The following is a 25,975-nucleotide window of genomic DNA, read 5'->3' on the forward strand; positions in this document are numbered from 1 at the left end:
CGGTTTCGGGGCCGACGAACCCCAGTCTCGCATCCGTCCGGGTGGGGCACAACCGGTCAGTTCACAGGCTTCGTGCCCTCTTCGGGGGAGACTTCGCACCCTTCTCAGGGCGGAGCGCGGGCGCGGGCGACGTTTTCATCCCCTCCTTGCAGCGGTGACGGCGCGTCGCCGCACCGGTCCTGAACCGACGAGGGCCGCCTGAAGGGCCGGGCATGCGGGCGAACGCAGAACGGGCCGACGCGGCTGCATCCGGAACTGATGCGACCGCGCCGGCCCTCCGGCGTCGGCGGGGACTCCGGTCAGTCGAGGTGACCGGCGACCGACGCCGCCTCGGCCGCGACGCGGCCGCTCGCCACCGCGGCGGCGATGGCTTCGATCTCGGGCGAGAGGAAGCGGTCGGGGCCCGGGCCCGCACCGAGCGACTCGGTGAGCGCGATGACCGCGCCGGTCGGGGCGCCCGGCTCGAGCGGAGCGCGCAGGGCGAGGCCGCGGGCGGCCGTCATGACCTCGATCGCGAGCACGCGGGCGAGGCCGTCGACGGCGCGGCGCAGCTTGCGAGCCGCTGCCCAGCCCATCGACACATGGTCCTCCTGCATGGCCGACGAGGGGATCGAGTCGACCGAGCTCGGCACCGCGAGGCGCTTCATCTCCGAGACGATGCCCGCCGCGGTGTACTGCGCGATCATGAGGCCCGAGTCGACGCCGACCTCGTGCGCGAGGAAGGGCGGCAGCCCCTGGTTGCGCGCCCGGTCGAGGAAGCGGTCGGTGCGGCGCTCCGACATCGACGCGACATCCGCCGCGGCGATCGCGAGGAAGTCGAGCACGTAGGCGACGGGGGCGCCGTGGAAGTTGCCGTTCGACTCGACCCGGCCGTCCTTCGTGAGCACGGGGTTGTCGACGGCGCTCGCGAGCTCGGCCTCGGCGACGCCGACCGCGTGCGCGACGGTGTCGCGTGCGGCGCCGTGCACGATCGGGGCGCAGCGCAGCGAGTAGGCGTCCTGCACGCGGCCGTCTTCGGGACCCTTGTGCGAGTGCACGATCGGCGAGTCGGCGAGGAGCTTGCGGAAGTTCGACGCCGAGATCGCCTGGCCGCGCTGCGGGCGGAGGGCCTGCAGGTCGGCCGCGAACACGGCGTCGGTGCCCATGAGGCCCTCGACGCTCATCGAAGCTGAGATGTCGGCCGTGGTGAGGAGCATCTTGAGGTCGGTGATGGCGAGGGCGAGCATGCCGAGCATGCCGTCGGTGCCGTTGATGAGGGCGAGGCCCTCCTTCTCGCCGAGGTGGAGGGGGGCGATGCCCGCCGCCGAGAGCGCTGCCGAGGCATCCACGAGCTCGCCCGACGCGTCGCGCACGTCGCCCTCGCCCATCGCGACGAGCGCGCAGTGGGCGAGCGGGGCGAGGTCGCCCGAGCAGCCGAGCGAGCCGTACTCCCGCACGACGGGGGTGATGCCCGCGTTGAGGATCGCCGCGTACGTCTCCGCGGTCTCGCGGTGCACGCCCGTGCGGCCGGTCATGAGGGTCGAGAGGCGGAGCAGCATGAGGGCGCGCACGACCTCGCGCTCGACCTCGGCGCCCGAGCCCGCGGCGTGCGAGCGCACGAGGCTCGCCTGCAGCTGGGCGCGGCGGTCGGCGGCGATGAAGGTCGTGGCGAGCGCACCGAAGCCCGTCGAGATGCCGTAGTGCGGGTTCGGGTCGGCGGCGAGGCCGTCGATGATCTCGCGGCTCGCGGCCACCTCGGCGAGGGCGGCCGGGTCGAGCACGACGGGGGCACCGTGGCGGGCGACCGCGACGACGTCGTCGATGCTCAGGCCGGCGATGCCGACGGTGACGGCGGTGGGGGTCGAGGACGCGTTGCTGCTCATGCTCATATTCCACAACGGGGACGACGCGCGCGGGAGGCCCGATCGAGGGTGGCTGTCTGGCATCCCGGACGATACGCTGGGCGCATGGCGACTTCGAAGGTGCCGGCCGCCGACCAGACGCTCGCGATCCTCGCCCATCTGGCGTCGCAACGCGGCCCGGTGCCCGCCGCGACCATCGCCCAGGCGCTCGAACTGCCGCGCTCGACCGTCTACCACCTGCTCGCCGTCATGCAGGAGCGCGGCTTCGTCGTGCACCTGCCCGAGGAGCGGCGCTACGGCCTCGGCATCGCCGCGTTCGAGCTGTCGAGCGGCTTCAGCCGGCAGCAGCCGCTCGCCCGGCTCGGCGGCCCGCTCGTCGCGTCGCTCGTCGACCGCATCGGCGAGAGCGGGCACCTCGCCGTGCTGCACGGGCGCGACGTGCTCTACCTGGTCGAGGAGCGGGCGCCCCGTCGCCCCTCGCTCGTCACCGACGTGGGCGTGCGCCTCCCGGCGCACCTCACCGCGACCGGCCGCGCGATGCTCGCGGCGCTGCCGCCGGCGCAGTTGCGCGCGCTCTACCCCGACCGGGCGGCGTTCGCGTGGCGCGGCGACCCCGAGGCATCCGGCACGTGGCGGTACTCGCTGCTCAAGCAGGTGCTGCACGGCGTGCGCGAGGCGGGGTTCGCCGGCGAGGACGGCGAGGTCACCGAGGGCCTCGCCTCGGTGGGCGTGGCCGTGCTCGACCACGTCGGCTGGCCGGCCGCGGCGATCGCGGTCACCTACCGGGCCGACTCGGATGCCGCGGCGCGAGCCGAGGAGATCACCGGCGCCGTCCGTGCGGCCGCGGGGGAGCTGTCGCGCCGCATCGGCGCGGCCCGCTGAGCCGGCCGTTCGACCGCCGACCTCCGCGAGTCGCCGGAAAGTGTCGGAAACCGCGGCGCGAAGCGCATCTTCTGGCAACTGGGGCTGGCGAGTGACGGGGCGGGCCGTCAGATGAGCCCGGCCCGGCGTCCCCACGCGACGGCCTCGCCACGCCCGCGCACCCCGAGGCGCCGGTAGATGTTCGAGGTGTGGTGCATCGTCGTCTTCGGCGCGACGACGAGCCGCTCGGAGATCTCTTTGTTGCTCATGCCGGCGGCGAGCAGTACGAGGATCTCGAACTGTCGCGGCGTGAGCAGGGTCTGCTCGGGCGGCTGCGGGTTCGCCGTCGCGTCGGCGAAGTCCAGGGACTCCTTCGTGATGCGCGCCCAGCTCCACGCCGCCCCCTCGCCGCAGGCGCGGGCGAACGCTTCGTCGCCGAGTACGGCGCGCACCTGTTCGATCGTGGCGTCGTAGAGCGCGCGATTGGCGCCGATGATCGCCCGCCGCACCAGGTCGGCGTGATCCGCGATCGCCCCGTGCAGCCGGGCGGCGAGCTGCGGTTCACCGCCGACCGCCGCGATCACGACGGTGGTCATCACGCCGATGCCGAGGCCTGCGGGCAGCCCGATCGCCGCTGCGGCGCGCAGGCCCGCGGCCGTGGTCCGCGCCGCCGTCGCCGGGTCGTGCTCGAGGAGGCATTGCGCCGCGACGCCGTAGGCGGGGCCGAGCAGCGATCGACGGCGCGGCAACCGGTCGACGAGGAGCGCGAGATCCTGCGCCGAGGGCCGGATCACCGGCACGTTCGCCGTGCCGGCGGGCAATTGATGGAACATGAGCGCCGACTGTACGGCCGGCAGGAGCAGGTCGTGGCGACGGGCCACGCTGTACGCGCGCGCGGCGAGCCGCCCAGCCTCGTCGAAACGGCCCTCGACGTGCGCGATCATCGCCGCGAGGAGCTCGAAATGGGCGAGCGCGATCGGGCGGCCGTGCCGTGTCGCGAGCGCGATCGCCTGGTCGGCGTGTGCCCGGGCCTGGTCGAGATGACCGATCGTCCTCGCCGAACCGATCGACTGCGACAGGCATTCGAGACTGACGTCGACATCGCCGAGCTCGGCGGCGGCGTCGACGAGCGCCCGCAGGTCGGCGGCGATCGCGTCGGCGTCGGTTCCGGGATCGACCGACTCGAAGCGACGGCGGAGCCGATACGCCTCGAGGAGCAGCAGCAGTCGCGCGGGAGCGCCCGTGGCGCCGAGCGCGTCCCAGTCCATTCCCTCGACGACCAGATCGAGCAGCCCGCCGTCGGCGTTCAGGCCTCCGTACTCGGCACCGTGCATCGACAGGGCGAGCACCAGCTCACCGGCTCCCGTCGCCGGGTCGGCAGCGGTCGTCGCCTCGGCGCCGTCACCGGCGAGTCGCCATGCGGCCGCGCGGAGATCGCGCTCGCGGCGGGCGAGGACCGCGTGCCAGTGCTCGGCAGACGCGTCGTCGGCGAGGCCGATCAGGAGCGCGGCGGACGCATCGCGCGCGCAGGCGCGCAGCGCGGCGAGATGGTCGGCGCCCGGGCCTGCGCCGCGTTCCTCGAGCAGTTCGCGATGCGGTCGGCGCAGGCGGAAGAGCGTCTCGGGGGCAGCCCGGTCGGCATCGACGAGGTCGCGATCGACGAGACCCGGGAGGCCGCCGACGACTCTGGCAGGGACCGCGTCGGAGAGCTCGGCGAGCGTGCACCAGTCCACGAACCCGGCCAAGCGCTCGGCGAGGCGGAGCTCGGTCGCGCTCAGGCCGTCGAGGCTGTGGACGACGTCTGCGCGGACGGTCGCCCGGTCTGGATCGCGCCCGGGCGCGTCGAGCACCTCTGCCACCGGGCGGTCGCGCAGGGCGCCGATGAGGTCGGGCAGCGACAGTGCGGCCGTGCGGTGGGCGGCGAGCTCGATCGCGGGGGGCCAGTACTCGAGCAGCTCGCACAGCGTGGCGATGTCGGCGGCGTCCGCATCGGCATCGAACGCGCGACCGCTCGCGGTCGCAGTCGTGACGAAGAGCGCCGCTGCGGCGTCGCCGGTCAGTCGAGGCATCCTCAGCACCCCTGACCCAAAGATAGGGCAAACGCCCGATTGCCGGACAGGTACCGGAGCAGTTGCGTTGGGGCATGAGCCCCAAGCATCGTCTTCTCGCGATCGTCGCGGCGGTCGCCCTCCTCGCCGGCGTCGGCCTCGCGCCCGCCTCGATCGCGTCGGCGATGCCGCCGCAGGCCAGTGACCTGGTGCCGCCGATCATCGCCAACACCGAGAGCGGCATCCTGCGGGACCTGCCGACGAAGTACTACCAGGCCGTCGAGGACTTCGAGAACCAGGCGATCGCCGACGTGCTGGAGACCCATTCGCTGCCCGACGGCGATGCGAACGCCGTGCGCGCGTGGGGTCGCGACGCCGTGCGCGCGCAGGAGTTCATGAACCTGCTGGGCATCATCGCGAAGCCGGCCGCCGAGCGGACGGCGGGCGAGGCGCTCGTCCACGAATGGTTCCAGGGCGTCTACCAGCAGCAGCTCGTCGCGCAGGCCCAGGCCGCGCTCGACCAGTACCTCGAGTGGTCGGGCCTGACGCTCGAGACGATCTCGCTCGACCCCATGCCGCTCCTGCCCGACGGCGGCGGGTACTGCGACTTCCACCCGCCGAAAGCGCTCGAGGAGGGCACCGGCGAGTTCGGCGGCGTCTATGACCCGAGCCTGCTGCCGCAGTGCCAGGACTCGAGCGGCACCACGGTCGCCTGCCAGCTCGGGCCCACCGGATGCCCCGTGCCGTGGCCGACGGTCGAGCAGTTCGAGCAATGGGGTCGCTACCTCTCGCAGGAGGACCTGTGGGAGGACCCGGTGTTCCCGAACCTCGCGCTGGAGTCGTCGGTCGGCGTCGGTCTCGCCGCGGGGATGGTGGCGACCGGAGCGACGACGGCCGCCGCACGCGCCTACATGGCGGCGACCGAGAGCTCCACCAATTTGTTCGCCAAGGTGTTCCCATACGCCGGGCGAGCGGGTCTCAAGGCGACCACGGAAGGGCTCAAGCAGGTGCCCAAGTTCGCGACGACGGCGGCTCGCACCTCAGCGGGAGTGATCCGCGCCGGCGGGGTGGCGTTCGTCGTCGGCACGATCATCACCGCCCTCATCACGATCGCACTCGAGTCGTACACGATCTACGAGCACCAGCAGATCCCGATCACGCTCAAGAAGTCGCTCGCCGATGCGAAGGCGACCCCGCCCGACCTCGCCGCCGTGGCCTCGAAGGAGTCCGGCGTCGGCGCGCTGATGACGACGTTCCTCTCGACCACGCAGATCGACGTCGACTTCGACTGCCAGCTCGAGAACGACTGGAACCCCTACTCGGCCTTCCCGTGTGCGAACGCCCCGGATCCGGCGCCGCCCGCAGAGGACGATGCCGCCTTCTGGGTCTCGACCGAGGCCGACGGGGTGACCTCGGGCCGCTTCGCCGACATGATCTACACGGTGAACCCCCTCGACTCGCAGGACTCGTTCACGCTCAACGAGCGGTCGAGGGCGTCGGGGGAGGGCTGGTTCGTGGTGACGAAGTACGACGGCAGCCTGCCCGAGAACGTCGACGCGCCGACGACTCCCGGAGCGACGCTGCAGACCCTGCGGCTCTACTACCGCGACTGGGACGGCGCAGGCAAGGTCGCCGAGCGGGTCGTGGTGGACGGCGCCCCCATGTTCGCGATCTCCTCGCTCGACAGCGCGGACGTCGGCGGGTGCACGACCGCACCGGCCGACGGAGGGACGCCCCTCTGCCTGACCGACACGCTCCGGTACGTGCAGCCCGACGGCGCCAAGGTCTCGGCGCGCATCGTCGCCGCCGGTGCGGCCGGGCCGAAGGTGAGCGCGGTCGTGCCCGCCCGGGTGATCGCCGGTGAGCTGTTCGCCCTGTCGGCCACCGCCGAGGCCACGTTCGGCACGCCGCCCTTCACCTACAGATGGGTCGTCGCCGGCAGTCAGCGCCTCGGACCCGCGGTGTCGGTCTCTTCGCAGTACGCGGGCAATGTGGCAGTCTACCTCGAGGTGGCCGACGCGCAGGGCAACACGACCGCACAGACCTATCCCGTGCTCGCGGCGCAGAAGACGACCGTGACCGTGAAGACGTGGCCGGCCGGCGACGTTCCCTACGGCGGCACCCGGCAGGTGTGGGCCGCGATCAGTCCGCTCAAGGCGCAGGGCACGCAGTGCACGTGGAACCAGCAGACCGGTGAGCTCGGGTGCACCAGTCCCGCCGGTGCGGTGCAGTTCTACGTCGACGGGCGTCCCCTCGGCGACCCGGTGCAGGTCACGCAGAACTACCTCGAACCGTGCTTCACCGGCGGCGGGTGCCCGTGGACGTGGGGCGACAACGTCGCCTACGCCCCGGCCATCGCGCTCCCGACGACCGGCATGGCGACGGGAAGCACCCACGAGGTGACCGCCGTCTATTACGGCGACGAGAAATTCGTCGGCGCGACGAGCCAGACGCTCGATCTCGCGATCGTGAAGGCGACGCCGGTCGTGACGCTGACCTCGGGATCGACGTACCCGAGCCCCGACACGCCCGTGACGCTGACCGCGAAGGTGCAGGCGGCCGACGGCTCCCGGGGCGTGCCGACCGGCACGGTGCAGTTCCTCGAGGGGAACTCGCTCGCCCCGCTTGCGCCGCCCGTGACGGTCGACTCGGCCGGCAACGCGACCCTGACCGACGTCGAGCTGAAGTTCGTCAACTCGCTCGCCGTGCGGTACCTCGGCGACCAGAACTTCGCTGAGGCCGTGAGCGGCGTGACGCCGATCCGCTTCCCCGTCGCGACGAGCGCGACCGTCGACCCGGCCTCGAGCACGGTCCTCGCCGGGTCGCAGGTCGACCTGTCGGTCACCCTCCTCGATGAGCTCGGCGATCCGTTCGCCGGTGCCCCCGTCACGGTGTCGCCCGGCGGGCACACCGTGACGACCGACGCACACGGCGTCGCGAGCGTCTCGGTCACGTCCGACGAGATCGGGGAGGTCACGTACACGGTCGACTCCGGGTCCGCCACCGGGCTGGGCTCGGCGACGGTGCTCTACGGCAGCATCCCGATGGTCGATGACGCGGATGCCGCGGCCGAGGTCGGGGTGCCCTTCACTCGCGCGCTGAGCGCCGAGGGCGTGCCCGCCCCGACCATCTCGGTCGGCACCCTGCCCGACGGGCTGTCGTTCGACGCCTCGACGGGCGAGGTGACCGGCACGCCGACCGGGGCGGGAACGACCGAGTCGCCGATGACGGCGACGAACGCGCTCGGCTCCGCGAACGCGACGCTGTCGCTCACCGTGCACCCGGCCGTGGCGATCACCACGACCGCCCTGCCGGGCGGCACCGCGACGCTGCCGTACGAGGCGCTCGCCGAGGCCGGCGGGGGGCTCGCCCCGTTCGCCTGGTCGGCCGATGGACTGCCCGACGGCCTTGTGCTCGACGCCTCGACCGGCGCGATCACCGGATCGACGACGGCGGAGGGCGCGACCGAGGTCGTGCTGCACGTCACCGACGCGCTCGGGGGCACCGACTCGATCGCGCTCGAGCTCGTCCTCGCGCCGAAGCCGCGGCCCGACCTCGAGGTCGGCCTCTCGGTCGGCCGCCTCGTCACGGGGCAGACGGCGCGGTACGCCGTCGCCGTCGAGAATGCGGGCAACGCTGTGGCGAAGGCGCCCGTCGTGGTCAGGACGACCCTCGACCGCGGGCTCCGGTTCGTCGGCCTCGCGAGCAGCGGCTGGAGCTGCACGAGCGCGCGCCAGGTCGTGACCTGCACCCGCCAGGGCGACGTCGCGGCCGGCGCGGTCGCGACGCTCGAGCTCGACGTGCGGGTCATCACGAGACCGGGCTCGGTCACGACGGACGTCACGGCGGTGCCCGTCGCCGACGAGATCGACACCGTCGACAACCTGACCGCCCTCACCTCGGAGGTCGTGAAGCGGCGTGGCTGAACCTCGGTAGCGTGGCGGTATGACGGCATACGAGGTACTGGAGATCGGCGCGCTCGACGAATGGCGCTCGCATTACGGCGGATTCCGCCCCGACAGCTCGCGCGACGGGCGCCGGGTCGTCGACCACGACCTCGAGATGCAGTACATCGGGCTCACGGCGAACGCCCTCGAGCCCGGCGAGGAGGCCGGCTACTGGCACACGCACGCGCGCATCGAGGAGCTCTACGTCTTCCTCTCGGGGCGCGGGCAGATGGGTCTCGACGACGAGGTCGTCGAGGTCGGCCCCGGCACGGTCGTGCGCGTCGGCCAGGACGTCGCCCGCACGTGGCGCTGCGCGCCCGACGGCACCGAGCAGCTGCGCTGGCTGTGCATCCGCGCCGGTGGCTCCGAACTGCCGCACCTGCCCGACGACTCGGCGCGGCTGCCCGAGAAGCCGATGCCCTGGGGCGACTGACCCGGCCGTCGGTCGAGTGGCGGAGCGCATCGGGACCACGGACGTGCCGATGGTCTCGATGCGCGCTTCGGGCTACTCGGTCGACGGGCGCTGCCGGTGCAGCCAGCGGTGCAGCATGCGGGTGACCCACGGCAGCACCCAGTACGTCATGATCGGCGTCAGGATGAGCGTCGACACGAGCGATCGGAGCCAGATCGGCAACCCGTCGAAGCCCGGCAGGGGTGCGACGAGGTACGAGAAGACGAGGTTCACCGGGAAGAAGCCGACCCAGATGGCGACGGCCTGCTTCCAGCGCGGCGGTGCGAACGGCACGGCGGCCTCGAGGTCGATGCCGCCCGAGGCATCCGTCGCGGGAATCGAGCCGGTGGCCGGATCGTCGAACCAGCCCTCGATGCCCGTGCGGCGCTTCGACCGCTCGCTGCGCACGAAGCCCTCGCCCATCGAGAGCCACCACGCGCGTTCGTCCGAGCGCTCCCACGACTCGAGGGTCTCCTCGCTCGCGAAGCGGTAGAGCATGTGCCAGACCTGCGACGACTCGCCGGCGCGCACCCATCCGGAACCGAGGAAGCCCGGGTACTTGTTCGCGAGGTTCACGCCGGTCTGCACCCAGGCGGTCGCCTCCGAGATGCGCGACGGGTCGACCTCGCGCCGGATCGACACGGTGATGGGTTCGGACATGCTGCTGGTTCCTCGCGGGCTTCTGGCCGGGGTGGGATGGGTCGGTCGGCGACGACGGGGTGCGGTCGCGCCGGTAGTCGAGTGTAGTTCGAGGATGTTTCGAGATCGTGTCGTGCGCCGCGCGGGCGGTCCACCCGCCGATAGCGTGGTCGCGTGATCCGACTCCTCTGCTTCGCACTGCTCGGCGCCGTGATCGCCAGCGCCGCCGCATGGGCCCTCTCGGCCGACGAAGCATGGGTCGGCATGTTCGTGCCGTGCGTCGTCGCGCTCAGCGTCCTCGGCCCGATCGTGCTCGTCGTGCGCAGCCTCGCGGGCGCGGGACTCGGGGGCGCGCTCGCCGGCCCCCTGAGCGCCGAAGAGCTGCAGCGCGCCGACTCGGAGGGGCGGCTCGCCCTCGCGCGCGTCCGGTCGATCCGGCGCACGGGCACGATGATCAACGACCAGCCGATCTGCGACCTCGACCTCGTCGTCGTGCCGCGGTTCGGCGCTCCGTTCGAGGTGCGCACCCGCCGGCTGGTCGATCTCGTCGAGATCCCGCGCCTGCAGCCCGAGTGCGTCGTGGTCGTCGTGATGCAGGAGGCCGCGCCGTCGCCGGTCTCGATCGTCTTGGACCCGCCCGACGAGTGGGTGCAGCTCGCGCAACGCGACGAGCGGGTGCGCTCGACGCGGACCGCCGCGCCCTTCACGCCGGCGCCCGCTGCGGCGGGGAAGGCCGCGGGCGGGCTGCGTCGCATCCATCCGGCCTTCTACGTCGTCGCGGTGCTCGTCGGCGCGGCGCTCGCGCTCATCCCGGCGTATCCGACGATCGCTGCGATCGCGTCGGGCGAGACGACGCTCGGCGAGGTCCGCTACGCGAACTCGTGGGAGGGGCGGATGGCCGCCGACGAGCAGGCGCGGGCCGACGCCGAGGCCGCCGAAGCCGAGGCCGCGGCGGCGGCGAGCATGTTCGTCGGCGACAACGCGGCGAGAGCCGTCGACGCGCTCGTCGACGCGATCGGCGCCGGGCAGGTCGTGCAGCTCTCGTTCTGGGGCGAGCACCTCTCGGCGATCGCGCCGAGCGGCCCCGGTGCGGCGACGCTCGACAGCTGGGACGTCGTCGCCGGCGAGGTGACGAACAGCGGTCCGGCGGGCAGCCAGCCCGACCCCGCCGCGCTCGAGCTGCAGCTCTTCGACGCGAGGTCGGTCGACACCTCGCTGATGCCCGATCTCATCGCGCAGGCGAAGGAGCTCAGCGGCCTGTCTGAGCCCGACCCGACGCGCACCGACCAGTGGGTGTACGTCTCGCGCTCGGGGTCATCGGACAGCGGGCCGCCGCCCGTCGTCCTCGACGTGCCGGTCTACGGCGAGTACTACGACGCCTGGATCACGTTCTCCCTCGAGGGCGAGGTCGTCTCGATGCGCGGCGGGGCGCCGGGGTCGGCGAGCTACGAGGCGGAGAACGGCGCGGGCTGATCGGCCGGATCGGGCATGAGCACCGTCGAGAGCATCACCGTGCGCCGGCCGCTCGCCCCGCCCTGCTCGTCATCGACCTGCGGAGCCAGGTAGGGGGCGAGCAGCTCGCCGAGGCCGGCCTGGATGCGCGACAGGTCGTCGGTTCCGACGTGCAGCCGAACCTGTCCGAATCCGAGGAACTCGCGGAAGTCGGCACCGGCTGACGCGCGGTCGAAGTCCTCGCCGAGGTGGGCGAGGAAGGTGAGGAACGACTGCTGCAGCTCGCGTTCGCCCATCTCGCGAAGCTCGTCGTGGTCGACGTGGGCCATGCGATCGCCGAGCGCGAAGGTGCGCTCGACGGCACCGCGGACCCGGCGTTCGTCGACGACGGCGACGATCCCGGCGTCGACGAGCGCGGCGATGTGGCGGTAGAGCGTCGCCTGCGCGACGTCGGGCAGTGCGTCCCGGAGGTCGGAGGTCGTGACCCGTCGGCCCTCGCCGAGCTGCTGGACGATCCGCAGCCGAACCGGGTGCATGACGACGTCGGCGATCGGCGAGGTCTTGCGCATCGCTGACTCCTTCCATTATTCTCAGCGTGCGAACATTCGCACTAGTAGAACATTCTCAAACTCCCAACGAAGTATCCCACCGAAGGATGTCCACATGAACTCCCATGCGATCGAGGTCACGGGGCTGTCGAAGCGGTTCGGCGAGGTCGAGGCGGTCCGAGCCGCGAGCTTCAGGGCCGAGCCGGGCCGGGTCACCGGCTTCCTCGGCCCGAACGGCGCCGGCAAGTCGACGACGCTCGCGATGGTGCTCGGTCTCAGCCGGCCTGACGCGGGAACGGCCCGCATCGGCGGAGCCGCCTATCGCGATCTCGACGACCCGACCGGGACGGTCGGCGCGGTCCTCGATTCGACCGGCGCGCACCCCTCGATGACCGGCCGCGGCCACCTGCGGGCCTACGCCGAGCTCGGCGGGCATGCGCGCCGTCGGGTCGACGACGTCGCCCTCACCACCGGCATCACCGAATACCTCGATCGACGCATCCGCGGCTACTCGACCGGCATGCGCCGGCGGCTCGCGCTCGCGACGGCCCTGCTCGGCGAGCCCTCGGTGCTCGTGCTCGACGAACCGTCGAACGGCCTCGATCCGGCCGGCATCGTGTGGCTGCGCGAGTTCCTCCGCGCCTTCGCCGGCCGCGGCGGCACCGTGCTGCTCTCGAGCCACGTCCTCACCGAGCTGCAGCACAGCATCGACGACCTCGTCCTCATCGACCGGGGACGCGTCGCCTGGTCGGGTCCGCTCGACGAATTCACCGGTGCCGCCTCGAGCCTCGAGTCGGCCTTCCTCGCCCACACCATGGAGGTGCACCCGTGATCGCACTCGTTCGAGGCGAACTCGCCAAACTGCTCGCGACCCGCCTGCCGGTCGCGACCCTGCTCACGGCGCTCGGCTGCGGTCTCGGGTTCACCGCACTGCTCGCGCTCGCCGGGCCGGGCAACTCGACCCCGCCCCTGCCCGGAATCGAGACGCCGGAGGGCGTGAGCCTCGTCGTCGGCATGGGCGGCCTGCTGCTGTTCGTGCCCGCACTGATCGGCACCATCGCCGTCACGGGCGAGTACCGGCACCGTTCGATCGGCACGACGTTCCTGACCGTCCCGCGCCGAGGCCGCGCGCTCGTCGCCAAGCTCGTCGTGTTCGGCGGGCTGGGCTTCGCGTACGGCGCCGTCGCCGCCGTCGGAACCGCGGTCGCGCTCGTCGGGAGCGCCGCGCTCCGCGGCGTCGCGCTCGGCGTGCCCGCCGGTGCGCTCGTCGCGATGCTCGCCCAGCTCGCCCTCGCGGCCGCGGTCTACGCGGTGCTCGGTGTCGCGATCGGGGCGCTGGCGCGGCAGCAGCTCGTCGCCGTCGGCATCGTGCTCGGGTACTTCTACTTCCTCGAGCACGTGCTGCTCCTCATTCCCGGGGTGAACGTCATCCACCCCTTCCTCCCGGGCGGTGCGACGGCCGCGCTGACCGACTTCACCTTCCTGAGCGACGCGATCGGCGCGCAGCTCCCGATCTCGATGCCCGTCGCGATCTCGCCGATCGGCGGTGCGCTCGTGCTGCTCGGATACGCGGCGATCGCCGCCGTCGTCGCGGTGGCGGTGCCGCTCCGTCGCGATGTGAGGTGATCCCGGCACCGGGCCCGCGTCGTCGCGACGCGGGCCCTACCCCTGCAGCTCGCCGAGCAGCGCGGCCGCGGGGGCGGCGAGCGGCTCGCCGCCCCGCCACACGGCTCGCAGCCGCCGTCGGAGGTCGAGCCCCTCGACGGGGACTTCGACGAGTTCGCCGCGGGCGACCCACGGGCGCACCGCGAGCTCGCTCAGCACGGCTGGCCCGGCGCCCGAGGCCGCCGAGATGAGCACGGCGGCATTGCTCGAGACGACCATCGCGGGCCGCGAGAGCTCCGGGACGCCCGCGCCGCCGACGCCGCCCGCGCCGAGCGCCTCGGCGAGGGTCGAGCGTGTGCCCGAGCCCGGCTCGCGGCTGACGAGCGGGGTGGTCGCGAGCTCGTGCGCGGTGACGTGGGTCCGCCGGGTCCACGGATGCGACGGCGCCACGACGACGACGAGCCGGTCGCGCGCGACGGCGCGGCTGTGCAGGCCGCGCGGCACCGAGGGCGACTCGACGAAGCCGAGGTCGATCGCCCGGTCTGCGAGCAGGTCGAAGACCTGCGTCGAGTTCTCGACCCGCACCCGCACGTCGAGCTCGGGGTGCGCGTGCCGGAGGCCGGCGATCCAGGCGGGCAGCAGGTACTCGGCGACGGTGAGGCTCGCCGCCAGGTCGAGCCGGGCCTCGTGGCGCTCGCGAAGCGCGCGGCTCGTGGCGAGCAACTCGCCGGCCCCGTCGACGAGTCGGGCGGCCAGCTCGGCCACCACGACGCCGTCGGCGGTCAGTCGCGAGCCGCGCGGGTGGCGCTCGACGAGCGAGAGCCCGAGGTTTCGCTCGAGGGTCGCGATCGCGCGGCTCGCGTTGGGCTGCGCCATCCCGACCGCGCGTGCCGCCGCACCGAGACTGCCGTGCTCGCCGATCGCCGAGAGCAGTTCGAGCACCGCGAGGTCGGGCCAGCGAGTCGGCATATCGGAATGATATGCCTCGATGCCGGAATCACGGCTACCGCGCCGCCGGTCCGCCTGCGACCGTGGAGGAGATGTACCGCCCCACCCCCGCTCCCCGGTCAGCCCCCATGCCCCGTCGCCGCCTCGCCGGCCGCTTCGGCGCCCGGGTCGCGACGCTCGCGCCCGGCCTCGCGCTCTGCGCCGTCGTCGCCGGCCTCGCGCTCGCCGTCACCCTCGTGGTGCCAACGATCAGCGCCCTGCTCGTCGCCATCGTCGTGGGCGTCGTCGTGCGGAACACGATGCGCCTGCCCAGGCGCCTCGAGCCCGGCATCGCGTTCGCGGCGAAGCCGCTGCTGCGCCTCGGGATCGTGCTGCTCGGCCTGCAGCTCGTCGTCGGAGACATCCTCGCCCTGGGCCCCGGCATGGTCGTCGTCGTCATCGCGATCGTCGTCGGCGGCATCGCCGCGACGCTCCTCATCGGCCGGTGGCTCGGCATCGGCTCGACGCAGCGACTGCTCGTCGCGTGCGGCTTCTCGATCTGCGGTGCGGCGGCGGTCGCCGCGGTCGACGGCGTCGTCGAGGCCGAGGAGGAGGAGGTCGTCACCGCCGTCGCGCTCGTCGTGATCTTCGGCACCCTCATGATCCCGATCGTGCCGTTCGTCGCGGGGCTCATCGGCCTCGACGCCGACGAGGCGGGGATGTGGGCCGGCGGGTCGGTGCACGAGGTCGCGCAGGTGGTCGCGATCGGCGGGGCCCTCGGCGGCACCGCGCTCGGCGTCGCGGTCGTCGTGAAGCTCGCGCGCGTGCTCATGCTCGCCCCGGTCATGGCGGTCATCGGCCTGCAGCGCCGCCGTGCGCTCGCGAAGGCGGGCGAGGATGCCTCGGGCGCACGCGGCGGCAAGCTGCCGCCGCTCGTCCCCCTGTTCGTCGTCGGCTTCGTGGCCATGGTGGCGATCCGGTCCCTCGGCGTCGTGCCGCCCCAGGTGGTCGCGGGCGCCGGCGTCGCGCAGACCGTGCTGCTCGCCGCGGCCATGTTCGCGCTCGGCACGGGCGTGCGGTTCAGCATGTTCCGCCGGGTCGGCGTGAAGCCCTTCGTACTCGCCGGAGCGTCGACCCTCGTCGTCTCGGCCATCGCGCTCGGTGGCGTTCTGCTCGTCGGCTGAGTCTTCGGTCTTCGGTCTTCGGTCCTCGGTCGGCGGCCGCGACCACATGACCACTCGACCACATCGTCGGCAGCGGGACCGCCGCCCGCACGAGAGGCTCGGCGCCTACGGAATCGCCCGTGACACGCGGACCGCCGGGCGGCGCACGGGCCGCGACGGAGCCCGTCTCGCGAACCACAGCAGCACGAGTGAGAGGAACGCCGGCAGCGGGCCGAATCCGGCGACGAGCAGCACCGCGACCCCCGCGACGGCGCTGACCGCCGCGATCGCGGTCGCCCCGTTGCCGGGCGCAGCGCCACGAGTGCTCCGCCCGCCGGCCCGCGGCCGGCTCGTCCGCTCGAAGCGGGAGAACACGAGCACGACGATCGCGACGACCGCCGCGGCGACGACGAGCCAGAGGGGCCGGCTCGCCCACCAGCCGAAGCTCAGCGGCTCGGGCAGCGGCAGCCCGACCGCGGCGTTCGCGATGAGGGCGAGGCCCGCGAGCCCGACGAGCACCGGCATGTGCCAGAGGTACACGGTCATGGCCCGCTCCCCGACGAACGAGATCGGCCGCGCGGCATCCCGCCGTTCGACCCACGCGCGGATGCGCGGGCGTGCGAGCTGGAAGAGGGCGAGCTGCGCGACGCCGAGCACGACGAGGCAGACGGTCGGCGGGTTGAGGTTCACGAGCATGTCGACCGGGTAGGGGCCGGCCACGGTGAGCACCGCGAGCAGCGCGAGCGAGGCGCCCGCGATACCCGCGAGCGTCGGCCGGGCCAGCCGGTCGAGGGCGCCGTCGGCGAGGTGGAATCCGAGCTGCTGCACGAGCAGCCACACGAGCAGCAGGTTGACGAAGCCGATCGCGTCGACACCGGTCGAGAGCCGCACGACGTCGACCGCGACGACGCCGGCGAGCAGGGCGAGGGGCGCCAGCACGGGGGCGCGCTCATGCGCCCGCACCATGGCCGGCACGAGCGCCGACACCGCGAGGTACACGCCGAGGAACCACAGCGGCTGGCCGATGCGGAACCCCGCGGTGCCGACGAGCTCGGCGGGCATGCCCGCGAGCGAGAGCGCGACGAGCGAGCCCGAGACGACCGCCACGAGCGCGACGGCCGGGCGGACCAGCCGTTCGATCCGGGCGACCACGTACTCGGCGGGCGTCGCGCCGCGGGCGCGCATCGACCGCCAATGGGTGAGGCTCGAGAATCCGCCGACGATGAAGAAGAGCGGCATGATCTGCACCACCCAGCTGACCGGGCCGAACCACGCCTGGTGCTCGAGGGCGTTCTCGAGCACCGGTCCGTCGGGGCCGACGCCGACGCCGACCATCATCGCGTGCAGCACGAACACCATGCCGAGCAGCACCACCCGGATCGCGTCGACGCTCGCATCGCGCCGCACCCCGGTGCGCGGCCTCGTGGATGCCTCGGGGCGGGTCGATCTCGCGTGCTGGCGTTCGAGCGTGTCGGTCATGTGCCGCAGGCTACGAACGCGGTCGGCGCCGGGGCATCACCCCGCGGAGCGGTTCGCGGGCCCTACCGGGGTACGGCGGGGCTCAGCCTGCCGAGGGGGTGACCAGGCCGGTGTCGTAGGCGAGCACGACGGCGTGCACGCGGTCGCGCAGGCCGAGCTTCTGCAGGATCTTCGAGACGTGCGTCTTCACGGTCTGCTCGGCGATGAAGAGCGCCGCCGCGATCTCGGTGTTCGACATGCCCCGCCCCACGAGCGTGAGCACCTCGAGCTCGCGCTCGGTCAGCGCGGCGAGCCGGTTGCCGGCGGGCTTCGGCGGCGGGCCCGAGCGGGCGAAGTCCTCGATCAGCCGACGGGTGACGCTCGGTGCGAGCAGTGCATCGCCGCCGGCGACGACGCGCACGGCGGCGACGAGCTCTTCGGGCGTCGCGTCCTTCAGCAGGAATCCGCTCGCGCCCGCCCGCAGCGCGTCGTAGACGTACTCGTCGATGTCGAACGTCGTGAGCATGAGCACCTTCGGAACGTAGTCGGAGCTCCGCGGCGGCGACTGCAGCGCGCGCGTGGTCTCGATGCCGTTCTGCTGCGGCATCCGCACGTCCATGACGACGACGTCGGGTCGCAGCTCGTGCGCGAGCGCCACCGCCTCACGGCCGTCGGCGGCCTGGCCGACGACCTCGATTCCGTGCTGGGCGCCGAGCACCGCGGCGAATCCGGCGCGCACCATCGCCTGGTCGTCGGCGATGAGCACCGAGATCGTCACCACGGGCCTCCGTCCGACCCGAGCGGAAGGGTCGCGAGTACACGGTAGCCGCCGCCCGGGCGCGGTCCGTGCTCGGCACGCCCGCCGAGCAGGGCGGCGCGCTCGTCGATGCCGACGAGGCCGTGCCCGCCGTGAGCGCCCGCGCCCGAGGAATCGGCTTCGGAGCCGGCGTCGGACCCGGGGCCCGCGGTCGGCGACGCGGCGGGCGGCGCCTCGTTCTCGACGCCGACGACGAGTTCGTCGGCGAGCACCTCGATGGAGACATGGGTCGACGCCCCCGGCGCGTGGCGGACGACGTTGCTCAGCGCCTCCTGCACGATGCGGAAGGCGGCCGTCGCGGCGAGCCCGCCTTCGGGCAGTCGGTCGCCGAGCTCGAGGGTCACCGGCACCCCGCCGCGTTCGACCGAGGCGACGAGGGCGGGCAGGTCGTCGAGACCCGGTTGCGGTGCCGTCTCGGCGGTCGAGTCCGAGCTGCGCAGCACGCCGAGCAGCTGCCGCATCTCGGTCATGGCGACGCGAGCCGACTCGGCGATCTCGGCGAACTCGGCGCGGGCCGCGTCGCTCAGCCCGTCGACGCGGTACGGCGCGCTCGTCGCCTGCACGTGGATGATCGAGAGCCCGTGCGCCACGACATCGTGGAGCTCCCGGGCGATGCGGTTGCGCTCCTCGACGAGCACCCGCCGCTCCTGCTCGGCGGCCGACACGGCGCGCTCGCGGAACAGCTCGCCCGCGATCACCCGTCGCTGCGCGATGAGGAGCGCGATCGGCAGCGCGACCGCCGTGAGGCTCGCCGCGGCGATCTCGTTCGCGGTCGCGCCGGCGTCGACGAACGCGAACGGCACCGTCACGACCACGCCGGCGAGCCAGACCACGAACATGCCGAACCAGCTCATGCCGTTCATGCCGAGCACGAGCAGCAGGGCGGTCTGGCCGATGATCGTCGTCACCGGCCACGGCCATGGAGCACCCTCCGACCCGGCCGAGAGCAGGGCGAACATCAGGATGCCCCAGGTCGCGACGACCGCGGCGGTCCTCGGGAACCGCATCGCGAGGGGCAGCGCCCCCGCGAGCGCGAGGCAGGTCGCGAAGGCGCCGAGCAGGTGCACCCCGTAGATGGTCGCGGCGAGCGGCACCGAGACCGCGAACAGCACGAGGGCGAGCGCGGATGTCGCGAGCCACGCCCAAGCGCGGAGGCGCCGATCGGCGTCGGTCGGCGCGGGTGCGCCGCCGGACCGGGTGGTGGACAGCGAGAGGTTCATGGTGCCAGCCAGCCTGTCACGGCCGGTCGGGGTGCACATCCCTCGGCGGAGGGGTCTCAGGGCGATACTCCGGTAGGGGGCGGTGGCTTCCGCTGGGCATGGCCGCGCGTCGACGGGTGCCCGAGCACCGGCCTCGTCGGGCGCCCGCTCAATCGAGCCGCAGGTGCCGCGACGCCCGCATGTCGTTCAGCCGCTCCTCGCGGTTCTTCGCGATGAGGCGGTCGTCGCGCAGCGGCAGCTGCACCTGCTCCTCGGCGACGACGCCGGCTCGCAGCTGCCGGGCGCGCTCGACCTCGGTGTCGAGCACCCCGCCGAAGAGCAGGGCGAGATTCGACAGCCACACCCAGAGCAGGAAGGCGATCGCACCGCCCAGCGCACCGTAGGTGCGCGAGTACGAGCCGACGCCGAAGACGTACATGGCGAACAATGCGCTCACCGCGACCCAGACGAGGAGCGCCCCGACCGCGCCGACGCTGAACCAGCGCAGGTGGCGTCGTCGCACGTTCGGCGCCGCCCAGCAGAGCAGGGCGATCGCGACGATGCCGATCGCGGCGAGCAGCGGCAGCTTGCCGAGGTCCCACCAGAAGGCGACGCCCTCGTCGAACCCCAGCGCCCGTGCCGTCGCGGTCGCGATCGGGCCGGTGATGACGAGGCCGACCACGGCGAGGGCCGCGAGCAGCAGGAGGGCCGCCGAGACGGCGAGCATCGCCGGGCGCATCGCCCAGAACGGGCGGCCTTCTTCGACCCCGTAGATGCGGTTCAGTCCTCGCCCGAGCGAGCCGACGTAGCCCGACGTCGCCCACAGCGCACCGAGCAGGCCCGTCACGAGCGCGAGGCCCGCGTGCGAGGCATCCAGGAGCTGCTCGAGCGGGGTGCGCACGGCGTCGACCGTCTCGGCGCCCCCGAGCTCCTCGACGACGCGGAGTGCGAGCGCGACGACCGCCTCCGCACTGCCGAACACCCCGATCGCGGCGAGTGCGGCGAGCAGGGCCGGCAGCGCTGCGAGCACTGCGTAGAAGGTGAGCGCGGCGGCGATGTCCTGCACCTGGTTGATGCGGTACTCATGCGCGGTGCGCGTGAGGATGACGCGCCAGTCGTCGCGCGAGAGCTGCACGGGGGAGTCGGGCATGCGGCCTCCGATCGGATCCGAGCCTACGGCGCGGTCGGTCGCGGAGGGAGGGGGTTGCGCGCGGCGCTCGGCTCAGCCCAGGTGCGCGTGCAGGAACGCCGCGACCCGCACCCGCAGCGCCTCGTCGAGGATGCCGATCGAGTGCTCGCCGCCCGGCACGACCGCGAGCTCGACGGGCACGCCGGCGGCCTCGAGCACGGCGGCGAACCGCGTCGACTGCCCGAGCGGCACGATCTCGTGCTCGGAGTGCCCGATGAACACGGGCGGGTCGCTCGGGTCGACGTGCATCGCCGGCGAGGCATCCATCGCCTGCGGGCAGTGCGCGTCGGCGGCGCGAGGTTCGCACCCCAGGTAGTCGGCGACGATGCCCCGCAACCAGTCGGATGCCCCGTCGGCGTCGAGCGCGGCCGAGCCGAGTCCGACCGGGCCCGAGAGCTCGGCGACCGCGGCGACGCGGGACCCCGCGTCGAGCGCGCCGTCGCCGGTCGTGCCGAGGAGCGCGGCGAGGTTGCCGCCCGCCGAACCGCCGAACGCGCCGATGCGAGCCGGGTCGATGCCGAACCGCTCGACCTGTTCGGGTGCGCGCAGCCACTCGACGGCGAGGGCGACATCGTCGATCGCCCCGGGGAAGACGGTGTCGGGCACCAGCCGGTAGTTCACCGAGACGGCGACGAAGCCCTCGCTGGCGAGCCACATGCAGACGTTGCGCCAGTCGGTGTTCGCCTTGTCGCCGCGGGTCCAGCTGCCGCCGTGGATCGAGACGACGGCCGGGAGCAGCGACGTCGCCGTCGTGGCGGGCGCCTGCTCGGGTCCTTCGACCGGGGCGGCCGGCCGGCACACGTCGAGCGTCAGCAGCGTGCCGTCCTCGCGGACGCCGTACTCGAGGTCGGCGTCGACCTGCAGCCCCTCGGGCGGCGTGAACGTGCGGATGCCGATGATCTCGTCACCGACGACCTCGCTCGCGGCATCGGGGCCGGGCGGGTCGATCTCGCGCAGCTGCTGGTGGAAGCCGGAGAGCGCGACGATGCCCACGATCGCGGCCGTCACGGCCGCTGCGGCCACCGCGACCCGCTTGCGGCGGACGCCGGAGCCGCCTGTGCGTCGGGTCGAGGTCACACCGGGCTCCGGGATTCAGGGGTGGAGCGATGCTAACCCACGATCGGCCGATCTGGAAACGCTTGCTCAAGACCGTGAGACCACCGCTCCCGTCGTCGCGTCGAACGTCACGGACGCGTCCTCGTACGCGGAGTCGAGGAGGACCATCGCCTGCACCGGCCGGCTGCCCGACTCGTCGGCGACCCCGGCCCGCTGGAACCGCACGATCACCGACTCGGGGTCGGCGATGCCGCTCTCGTGCTGCGCCGCCGCGATGAGCTCCCGGACCTGCGTGAAGTCGACGGCGGTGACGTCGAACAGCTCGGCGGCCGGATCATCGGGCTGGATGAGCTCGGGCCCCTGGTGCTCGGTGCGGTCGTACCGGTACTGGTAGTCGTCGATCGTGAGCGCACCGGGTGTCGACGGCGCGGTCGCGAGGGCGTAGCCGTCGTAGAAGCCGACGCTCGTGAACTGCGGTCCGCCGACCTCGCGCACGAGCGCGTCGACGATCTCGTCGTGCCGGTCGCCCTCGACGACTCCGGCGGCGGCCGGGTCGCCTGCCGCGATCGCCGTGATCGATCGGCCGATCGTGCCGTACGCGGGCACGAGCGTCGCCGCGGCGGCGATGACGAGCACGAGCGCGAAGACGACGGCGTGCAACGGATTCGACGTCGCCTTCGGAACGCCGAGCAGGGTCTCGGGCTCGCTCGGCCAGGCCTGCGCGGTGGCGGCGAGCGGGATGGTGCGATCGGCGCCGGCGCGCAGCCGCTCGGCCTCCCGCAGCCGCTCCCAGTCGTCGGGCGGGTCCATCACGAGCACGACGTTCGCCTTCGACTCGACCGGCCGGCGCACCACGACCACGCAGCCCGGCTGCAGGCGCGGCAGCGCGACGAGGTCGACGATCTCGCGGTGCACGGTCGTATAGGCCGCGCGGTGACGAGGCGCCACGGTGAGCACGAGCTCGCACTGCGGCTGGTCGTTGATCGTCATGCCGGTCCGGCGGATGCGTTCGACCCGGGCGAGGGCGAGCTCGCCCGTCGGGTCGGTCGCGGCGGCGACCGCACGGCGGCTCGTCGTGAAGACCGACGCGGTGCCGGCGAGCAGCCCGATCGTGAGGGCGATGCCCCAGAACATCGAGTAGCGCGGGTCGCCGGTCGCGATCCAGCCGATCAGGCCGCCGGCGGCGGCGCCGAGTCCGATGGCGGAGAGGAGGCGGAGCATGGTGCGGGTCCTTTCGCGGGTTCGGCTCCCACGATGGCCCGGCGCGCCTCGAGCGCGGATGGGTAGCGATTGCTCATTCGCCCGCGGCGCGATGCTCAGGCCGGGGTGAGCTCCTTCGCCATGCACACGCTGAACTCCTCGCCGATGTACTGGCCGAACTGCTCGATCCGCCGGTACCCGTGCTTCTCGTAGAGGGCGAGCGCGGGCAGGTGCCGCGGCCCCGTCTCGAGCACGATCTCGCCGAGGCCGCGGGAGGCCGCGTCGGCCTCGATTCGCGTGAGCAGGGCGCCCGCGATGCCGAGTCCGCGTCCGGCCGGATCGACGAACATGCGCTTCAGCTCGCCGCGCCTGCCCGCGGCATCGCCCGGCGTCTCGTCGACGAGTGCCGCGATGCCGACGGCGGCGCCGAGCGCGTCGCGCGCGACGTACAGCCGCACCTCGGGTCGCTCGAGCTGGGCGACGTCGAGCAGGAAGCACGCCTCAGGCGGGTACAGGCTGCGCGAATACTCGGTGCTGCCCTCGAGCAGGCGCTCCACCTCGGGCTGTCGGGGCGGCTCGATCGAGATCGCGACGGATGCTTCGGTGCTGGGTCGTTCGGCCGGCATGCGACGAGCGTACGGACCGCGCGTTTCGCGCAGGTTTCACGGCGGACGCCCGGCTGCACGGCGTCGGCCCCGCGATACCGGATCGCGGAGCCGACGCCGTCCGAACAGGCGGCTGCGGCCTCAGCCGACGATCGCCTGGGGGGTGACGCCCGCGTCGTGGATGCGCTGCACGAGCTCGCGCAGGAAGGGGTGCTCGTCGGCGCTCAGCCCGTCGGGGTTCGCGATCGTGAACACCGTGCTGCCCCCGGCGGTCGCCCTGGTCGCGTCGTCGGCGTACTCCGCGACGAGCGCGGTGACCTTCTTCGCGTCGTTCGGCGCCACCGTGATCGAGATCGGGCGCCACTCGCCGCCGAGGTCGGCTGCGACCGGTGCCGCCTGCGCGGCCTCACGGGCGGCGGTCGCCCGGTTCGACGACGCCGCGGTCTCGCCCGCCGGCATGAGCAGCGCGTTCGCGACGAGCTGCATGCCCGAGTCGTTGTACGCGCGGAACAGCGGATTGAAGGCGTAGAGCACCGCGTGCCCCGACCCGACCGGCTCGTCGACGACCGCGGCCGAACCGCGGAGCGCGTCGGCGCCGACCGAGTAGCCGTTCGTCCAGAACGTGTCGCCCGTCGGGTAGGTCACCACGTTCGTGCCCGTCGTCGACGGCTCGAGGATCGGGTCGCCGTTGTTGAACGCGAAGTCCTCGTCGGGGCGTCCGAGGCCGATCGCGCTCGAGGCATCCGTGTCGACCCGGAAGTGCGAGCCGACGACCTGGTAGCCCGCCGGCTTCGCCCGCTCGGTCGTGCTCGTGAGCCCCGCCGAACGCGCCACGCGGGTGCCCTCGTTGCGGAAGCCCAGGTAGACGCCGCCGTCCTCGACCCAGGCCTTGAGGTTCGCCTGACCGGTCGCGGTGAGCCCGCCCGTCGCGTTCGAGCCGTCGGGCACGACGAGCACGTCGCGGTCGGTGAACGCCGCCGTGTTGTCGTTGATGTCGGCCGTCGTCACCGGCGCGAGGTCGAGCCCCCAGCGCTCGCCGAGCACGAACCGCGTCTCGCCGTGCGATCCCGCCGTGAGCGAGATGCCGGTGCCGCCGAACAGGCCGACGTCGGGCAGGCCGAGCGGCGAGGCATCCGTCGGCGCCGTCGTGTTCGTGAGGCTGATGCCGAACGATCGCGCCAGACGGTCGAGGTCGACCGAGCGCATCGCCGACGGCGGCACGACGACGAGCCCGTCGGCCGTGCGCTGCAGCTCGGCGCCCTCGCCCAGCAGGGCGAACGTCAGGTCGGCCGCCTTCGAGGAGTCGAGCGGGTAGGCGTACGCCTCGCCCTTCTTCGCCGTGTTCGCGATGCCGCCCGAGGTGTCGGTCACGCGCTTCGCCTTGGGCGTGACCTCGTCGCCGGTCGAGAGGGCGTTCATGCCCGCCAGCAGCGGGTTGCTCCACGACGAGACGTCGTAGAAGTACGGGAACGGCACGTACGGGTCCTCACCCAGCGTCGCCTGGATCCAGTGCTTCTGCGGCTGGGCCATGGGGATCCAGTAGGAGCCGGCCGGCACCGTCACCTCGGAGGCGTCGCGGCCGCCGAACAGGCGCGCGGAGTCGAGGGTCAGGGGCTTCTGGACCTCGTAGACCTCGACGTCCATGCGGCGCAGCCGGTCGACGAGCTCGCGCACGTCGCCGAGCTGCCGGTCGGGCAGCAGGAAATAGCTGCGCACCGTCAGGTCGGGCACCGGGAACTGCACGGTGTTCGTCGGCTGCACGACCTCGTTGGGCTCGAGCGTGCCGGCCTCGCCCTCGGCGAGCGCGGTCTTCCAGATCTGGTACCAGCTCGACAGGATCTCGTGCCGGTTGTCGGCAGCCCAACCGGTCGTCGCCCACTGCGTGAGGAACTGCTGCTGCACCCGGTCCTCGGTCGCCGACGCCGACCCCTTCTCATAGGTCATGCCGGCCGCACCGAACCCGGTCGCGGGCACCGTGTCGCCGTACCCCATGTAGAACATGTCGTACGAGCGGTAGTTGAAGTAGCACTCGGTCGTGACCGTGTCGGTGCAGATGCCGTTGTAGTTCTCCGTGAACGTCTCGGCGTTCTCGGCGCCGATGCGGTTGATCCAGTCGACCGGCTGGTCGGCGATCTCGTGGTGGATCGGGTCGGCGTTCGGCGGGAAGAAGTACTGGCGGCCGCCCATCTCGTGGGCGTCGATGAAGACCTGCGGCGGGAAGGCCCGCAGCAGCTCGAGCTTGGCGTCGGTCTCGACCTGGGTGCGCGCGAACCAGTCGCGGTTGAGGTCGAAGCCGAAGTCGTTCTGGCGGCGGTTCGCGTTGCGACCGTCGGGGTTCTGCGTCGGCATGATGACCGTGATCAGGTTGTCGAGCCGGTTCTCGACGTCGCACGACAGGCCCGACGACAGCTCGTAGAGCGTCTTGAGCGCAGCATCGGCGCCCGACTTCTCGCCGCCGTGCACGTTGCCGGCGATCCACGCGATCGCGGGCAGCTCGTCGGCGTACTCGGCCGCCTTCGCGTCGTTCAGCGCACGCGGATCGCGCAGTTCGCGGATCTGCCTGGCGATCTTGTCGAGCGCCGGCTTCGTGACGTTCGCCGACTTCGACACGATCGCGTAGGGCATCTCCTCGCCCCCGTTGCTCGTCGCGACGGTGCCCGAGACGACCCGGTCGCTGGCGGCGTCGATCGCGGCGACGTACGCCTGGATCTGGTCGACCGTGACCGGCTCGGCCTGGCCGAGGCCGAGCGGCGTGCCGAGCGCGTCCTCCGGCGACGGGACGGAATCGAGCCGGGCGTTCGGGTCGGCCGAGCAGTCGGCCGTCGCGGATGCCGCGGCGAAGGCGGAGGTCTGCGGCGAGGCCGCTGCGGCCGCCGCTGGGACCACCGCGACGGCGGGGATCAGCAGGGCGCTCGCGAACAGCGCGGTCGCGCGTGTCAGACGGAGTTCGGTGTGCTTCATTGGACAGT

At 72.9% G+C, this 25,975-nt stretch carries 20 protein-coding genes; 7 read left to right on the forward strand and 13 right to left on the reverse strand.

Annotated elements, in window-relative coordinates:
- Nucleotides 1–299: 299 nt before the first annotated feature.
- The gene (gene hutH, locus ACWGPE_RS06455; protein ID WP_452048372.1) at nucleotides 300–1,862 is read right to left on the reverse strand and encodes a histidine ammonia-lyase; all 1,563 of its coding nucleotides are present in this window, start codon (nucleotides 1,860–1,862) and stop codon (nucleotides 300–302) included.
- 84 nt (nucleotides 1,863–1,946) lie between these two features.
- Here hutH and ACWGPE_RS06460 point away from each other — a divergent pair, with 84 nt between their 5' ends.
- A complete protein-coding gene (locus ACWGPE_RS06460; protein ID WP_231429762.1) occupies nucleotides 1,947–2,723 on the forward strand; it encodes an IclR family transcriptional regulator in 777 nt (258 codons plus the stop codon).
- A gap of 107 nt (nucleotides 2,724–2,830) precedes the next feature.
- Here the strand turns inward: ACWGPE_RS06460 and ACWGPE_RS06465 are convergent, their stop codons facing one another.
- Nucleotides 2,831–4,771, reverse strand: coding sequence for a LuxR C-terminal-related transcriptional regulator (locus ACWGPE_RS06465; protein ID WP_452048373.1), 1,941 nt, complete (start codon nucleotides 4,769–4,771; stop codon nucleotides 2,831–2,833).
- Between the two features lie 74 nt (nucleotides 4,772–4,845).
- Here ACWGPE_RS06465 and ACWGPE_RS06470 point away from each other — a divergent pair, with 74 nt between their 5' ends.
- Both ACWGPE_RS06470 and ACWGPE_RS06475 read left to right on the forward strand, forming a co-directional pair.
- Complete coding sequence (locus tag ACWGPE_RS06470) at nucleotides 4,846–8,676, forward strand: putative Ig domain-containing protein (protein WP_452048374.1); 3,831 nt, start codon at nucleotides 4,846–4,848, stop codon at nucleotides 8,674–8,676.
- A 19-nt stretch (nucleotides 8,677–8,695) separates the two neighbouring features.
- Entirely contained in the window at nucleotides 8,696–9,130 is a 435-nt protein-coding gene (locus ACWGPE_RS06475) for a cupin domain-containing protein (protein WP_231429765.1), read from the forward strand.
- A gap of 72 nt (nucleotides 9,131–9,202) precedes the next feature.
- Here the strand turns inward: ACWGPE_RS06475 and ACWGPE_RS06480 are convergent, their stop codons facing one another.
- Nucleotides 9,203–9,808: an antibiotic biosynthesis monooxygenase gene (locus ACWGPE_RS06480; RefSeq protein WP_231429766.1), complete on the reverse strand. Its 606-nt coding sequence runs from the start codon at nucleotides 9,806–9,808 to the stop codon at nucleotides 9,203–9,205.
- A gap of 153 nt (nucleotides 9,809–9,961) precedes the next feature.
- Between ACWGPE_RS06480 and ACWGPE_RS06485 the strand changes: the two genes are divergently transcribed.
- Entirely contained in the window at nucleotides 9,962–11,260 is a 1,299-nt protein-coding gene (locus ACWGPE_RS06485) for a hypothetical protein (RefSeq protein WP_275505253.1), read from the forward strand.
- On the opposite strand, the gene ACWGPE_RS06490 is transcribed toward ACWGPE_RS06485, so the two are convergent.
- Nucleotides 11,233–11,808 (reverse strand): helix-turn-helix domain-containing protein, encoded by a 576-nt coding sequence (locus tag ACWGPE_RS06490; RefSeq protein ID WP_231429768.1) that lies wholly within the window; start codon nucleotides 11,806–11,808, stop codon nucleotides 11,233–11,235. The genes ACWGPE_RS06485 and ACWGPE_RS06490 overlap by 28 nt on opposite strands.
- Before the next feature lie 94 nt (nucleotides 11,809–11,902).
- On the opposite strand from ACWGPE_RS06490, the gene ACWGPE_RS06495 reads away from it, so the two are divergent.
- Nucleotides 11,903–12,619: an ABC transporter ATP-binding protein gene (locus ACWGPE_RS06495; protein ID WP_231429769.1), complete on the forward strand. Its 717-nt coding sequence runs from the start codon at nucleotides 11,903–11,905 to the stop codon at nucleotides 12,617–12,619.
- Entirely contained in the window at nucleotides 12,616–13,413 is a 798-nt protein-coding gene (locus tag ACWGPE_RS06500; RefSeq protein WP_231429770.1) for an ABC transporter permease, read from the forward strand. Before ACWGPE_RS06495 ends, ACWGPE_RS06500 begins: the two co-directional genes overlap by 4 nt.
- 36 nt (nucleotides 13,414–13,449) lie before the next feature.
- On the opposite strand, the gene ACWGPE_RS06505 is transcribed toward ACWGPE_RS06500, so the two are convergent.
- Nucleotides 13,450–14,361, reverse strand: a complete 912-nt coding sequence (locus ACWGPE_RS06505) for a LysR family transcriptional regulator (RefSeq protein ID WP_275505254.1) — start codon at nucleotides 14,359–14,361, stop codon at nucleotides 13,450–13,452.
- A gap of 107 nt (nucleotides 14,362–14,468) precedes the next feature.
- Between ACWGPE_RS06505 and ACWGPE_RS06510 the strand changes: the two genes are divergently transcribed.
- The gene (locus tag ACWGPE_RS06510) at nucleotides 14,469–15,503 is read left to right on the forward strand and encodes a YeiH family protein (RefSeq protein ID WP_275505255.1); all 1,035 of its coding nucleotides are present in this window, start codon (nucleotides 14,469–14,471) and stop codon (nucleotides 15,501–15,503) included.
- Nucleotides 15,504–15,608: 105 nt separating this feature from the next.
- On the opposite strand, the gene ACWGPE_RS06515 is transcribed toward ACWGPE_RS06510, so the two are convergent.
- The 8 genes from ACWGPE_RS06515 to ACWGPE_RS06550 form a co-directional block, all read right to left on the reverse strand.
- The gene (locus ACWGPE_RS06515) at nucleotides 15,609–16,961 is read right to left on the reverse strand and encodes an acyltransferase family protein (protein ID WP_452048375.1); all 1,353 of its coding nucleotides are present in this window, start codon (nucleotides 16,959–16,961) and stop codon (nucleotides 15,609–15,611) included.
- Nucleotides 16,962–17,043: 82 nt separating this feature from the next.
- Entirely contained in the window at nucleotides 17,044–17,718 is a 675-nt protein-coding gene (locus tag ACWGPE_RS06520) for a response regulator (RefSeq protein ID WP_452048376.1), read from the reverse strand.
- On the reverse strand, nucleotides 17,715–18,977 hold the full coding sequence (locus tag ACWGPE_RS06525; protein WP_452048377.1) for a sensor histidine kinase: 1,263 nt from the start codon (nucleotides 18,975–18,977) through the stop codon (nucleotides 17,715–17,717). The genes ACWGPE_RS06520 and ACWGPE_RS06525 overlap by 4 nt, the downstream gene beginning before the upstream one ends.
- Nucleotides 18,978–19,125: 148 nt before the next feature.
- Nucleotides 19,126–20,106 (reverse strand): YihY/virulence factor BrkB family protein, encoded by a 981-nt coding sequence (locus ACWGPE_RS06530; RefSeq protein WP_231429776.1) that lies wholly within the window; start codon nucleotides 20,104–20,106, stop codon nucleotides 19,126–19,128.
- A gap of 72 nt (nucleotides 20,107–20,178) precedes the next feature.
- Entirely contained in the window at nucleotides 20,179–21,222 is a 1,044-nt protein-coding gene (locus ACWGPE_RS06535) for an alpha/beta hydrolase (RefSeq protein ID WP_275505257.1), read from the reverse strand.
- Nucleotides 21,223–21,288: 66 nt separating this feature from the next.
- The gene (locus ACWGPE_RS06540; protein WP_275505258.1) at nucleotides 21,289–22,422 is read right to left on the reverse strand and encodes a hypothetical protein; all 1,134 of its coding nucleotides are present in this window, start codon (nucleotides 22,420–22,422) and stop codon (nucleotides 21,289–21,291) included.
- Between the two features lie 95 nt (nucleotides 22,423–22,517).
- Nucleotides 22,518–23,027 carry a GNAT family N-acetyltransferase gene (locus ACWGPE_RS06545; RefSeq protein WP_275505259.1) on the reverse strand — a complete coding sequence of 170 codons (510 nt, stop codon included), beginning with the start codon at nucleotides 23,025–23,027 and terminating at the stop codon, nucleotides 22,518–22,520.
- A gap of 120 nt (nucleotides 23,028–23,147) precedes the next feature.
- Nucleotides 23,148–25,967 (reverse strand): M14 family zinc carboxypeptidase, encoded by a 2,820-nt coding sequence (locus ACWGPE_RS06550; protein ID WP_452048378.1) that lies wholly within the window; start codon nucleotides 25,965–25,967, stop codon nucleotides 23,148–23,150.
- Nucleotides 25,968–25,975: the final 8 nt, after the last annotated feature.

Source organism: Agromyces sp. NPDC055658, assembly GCF_053618155.1.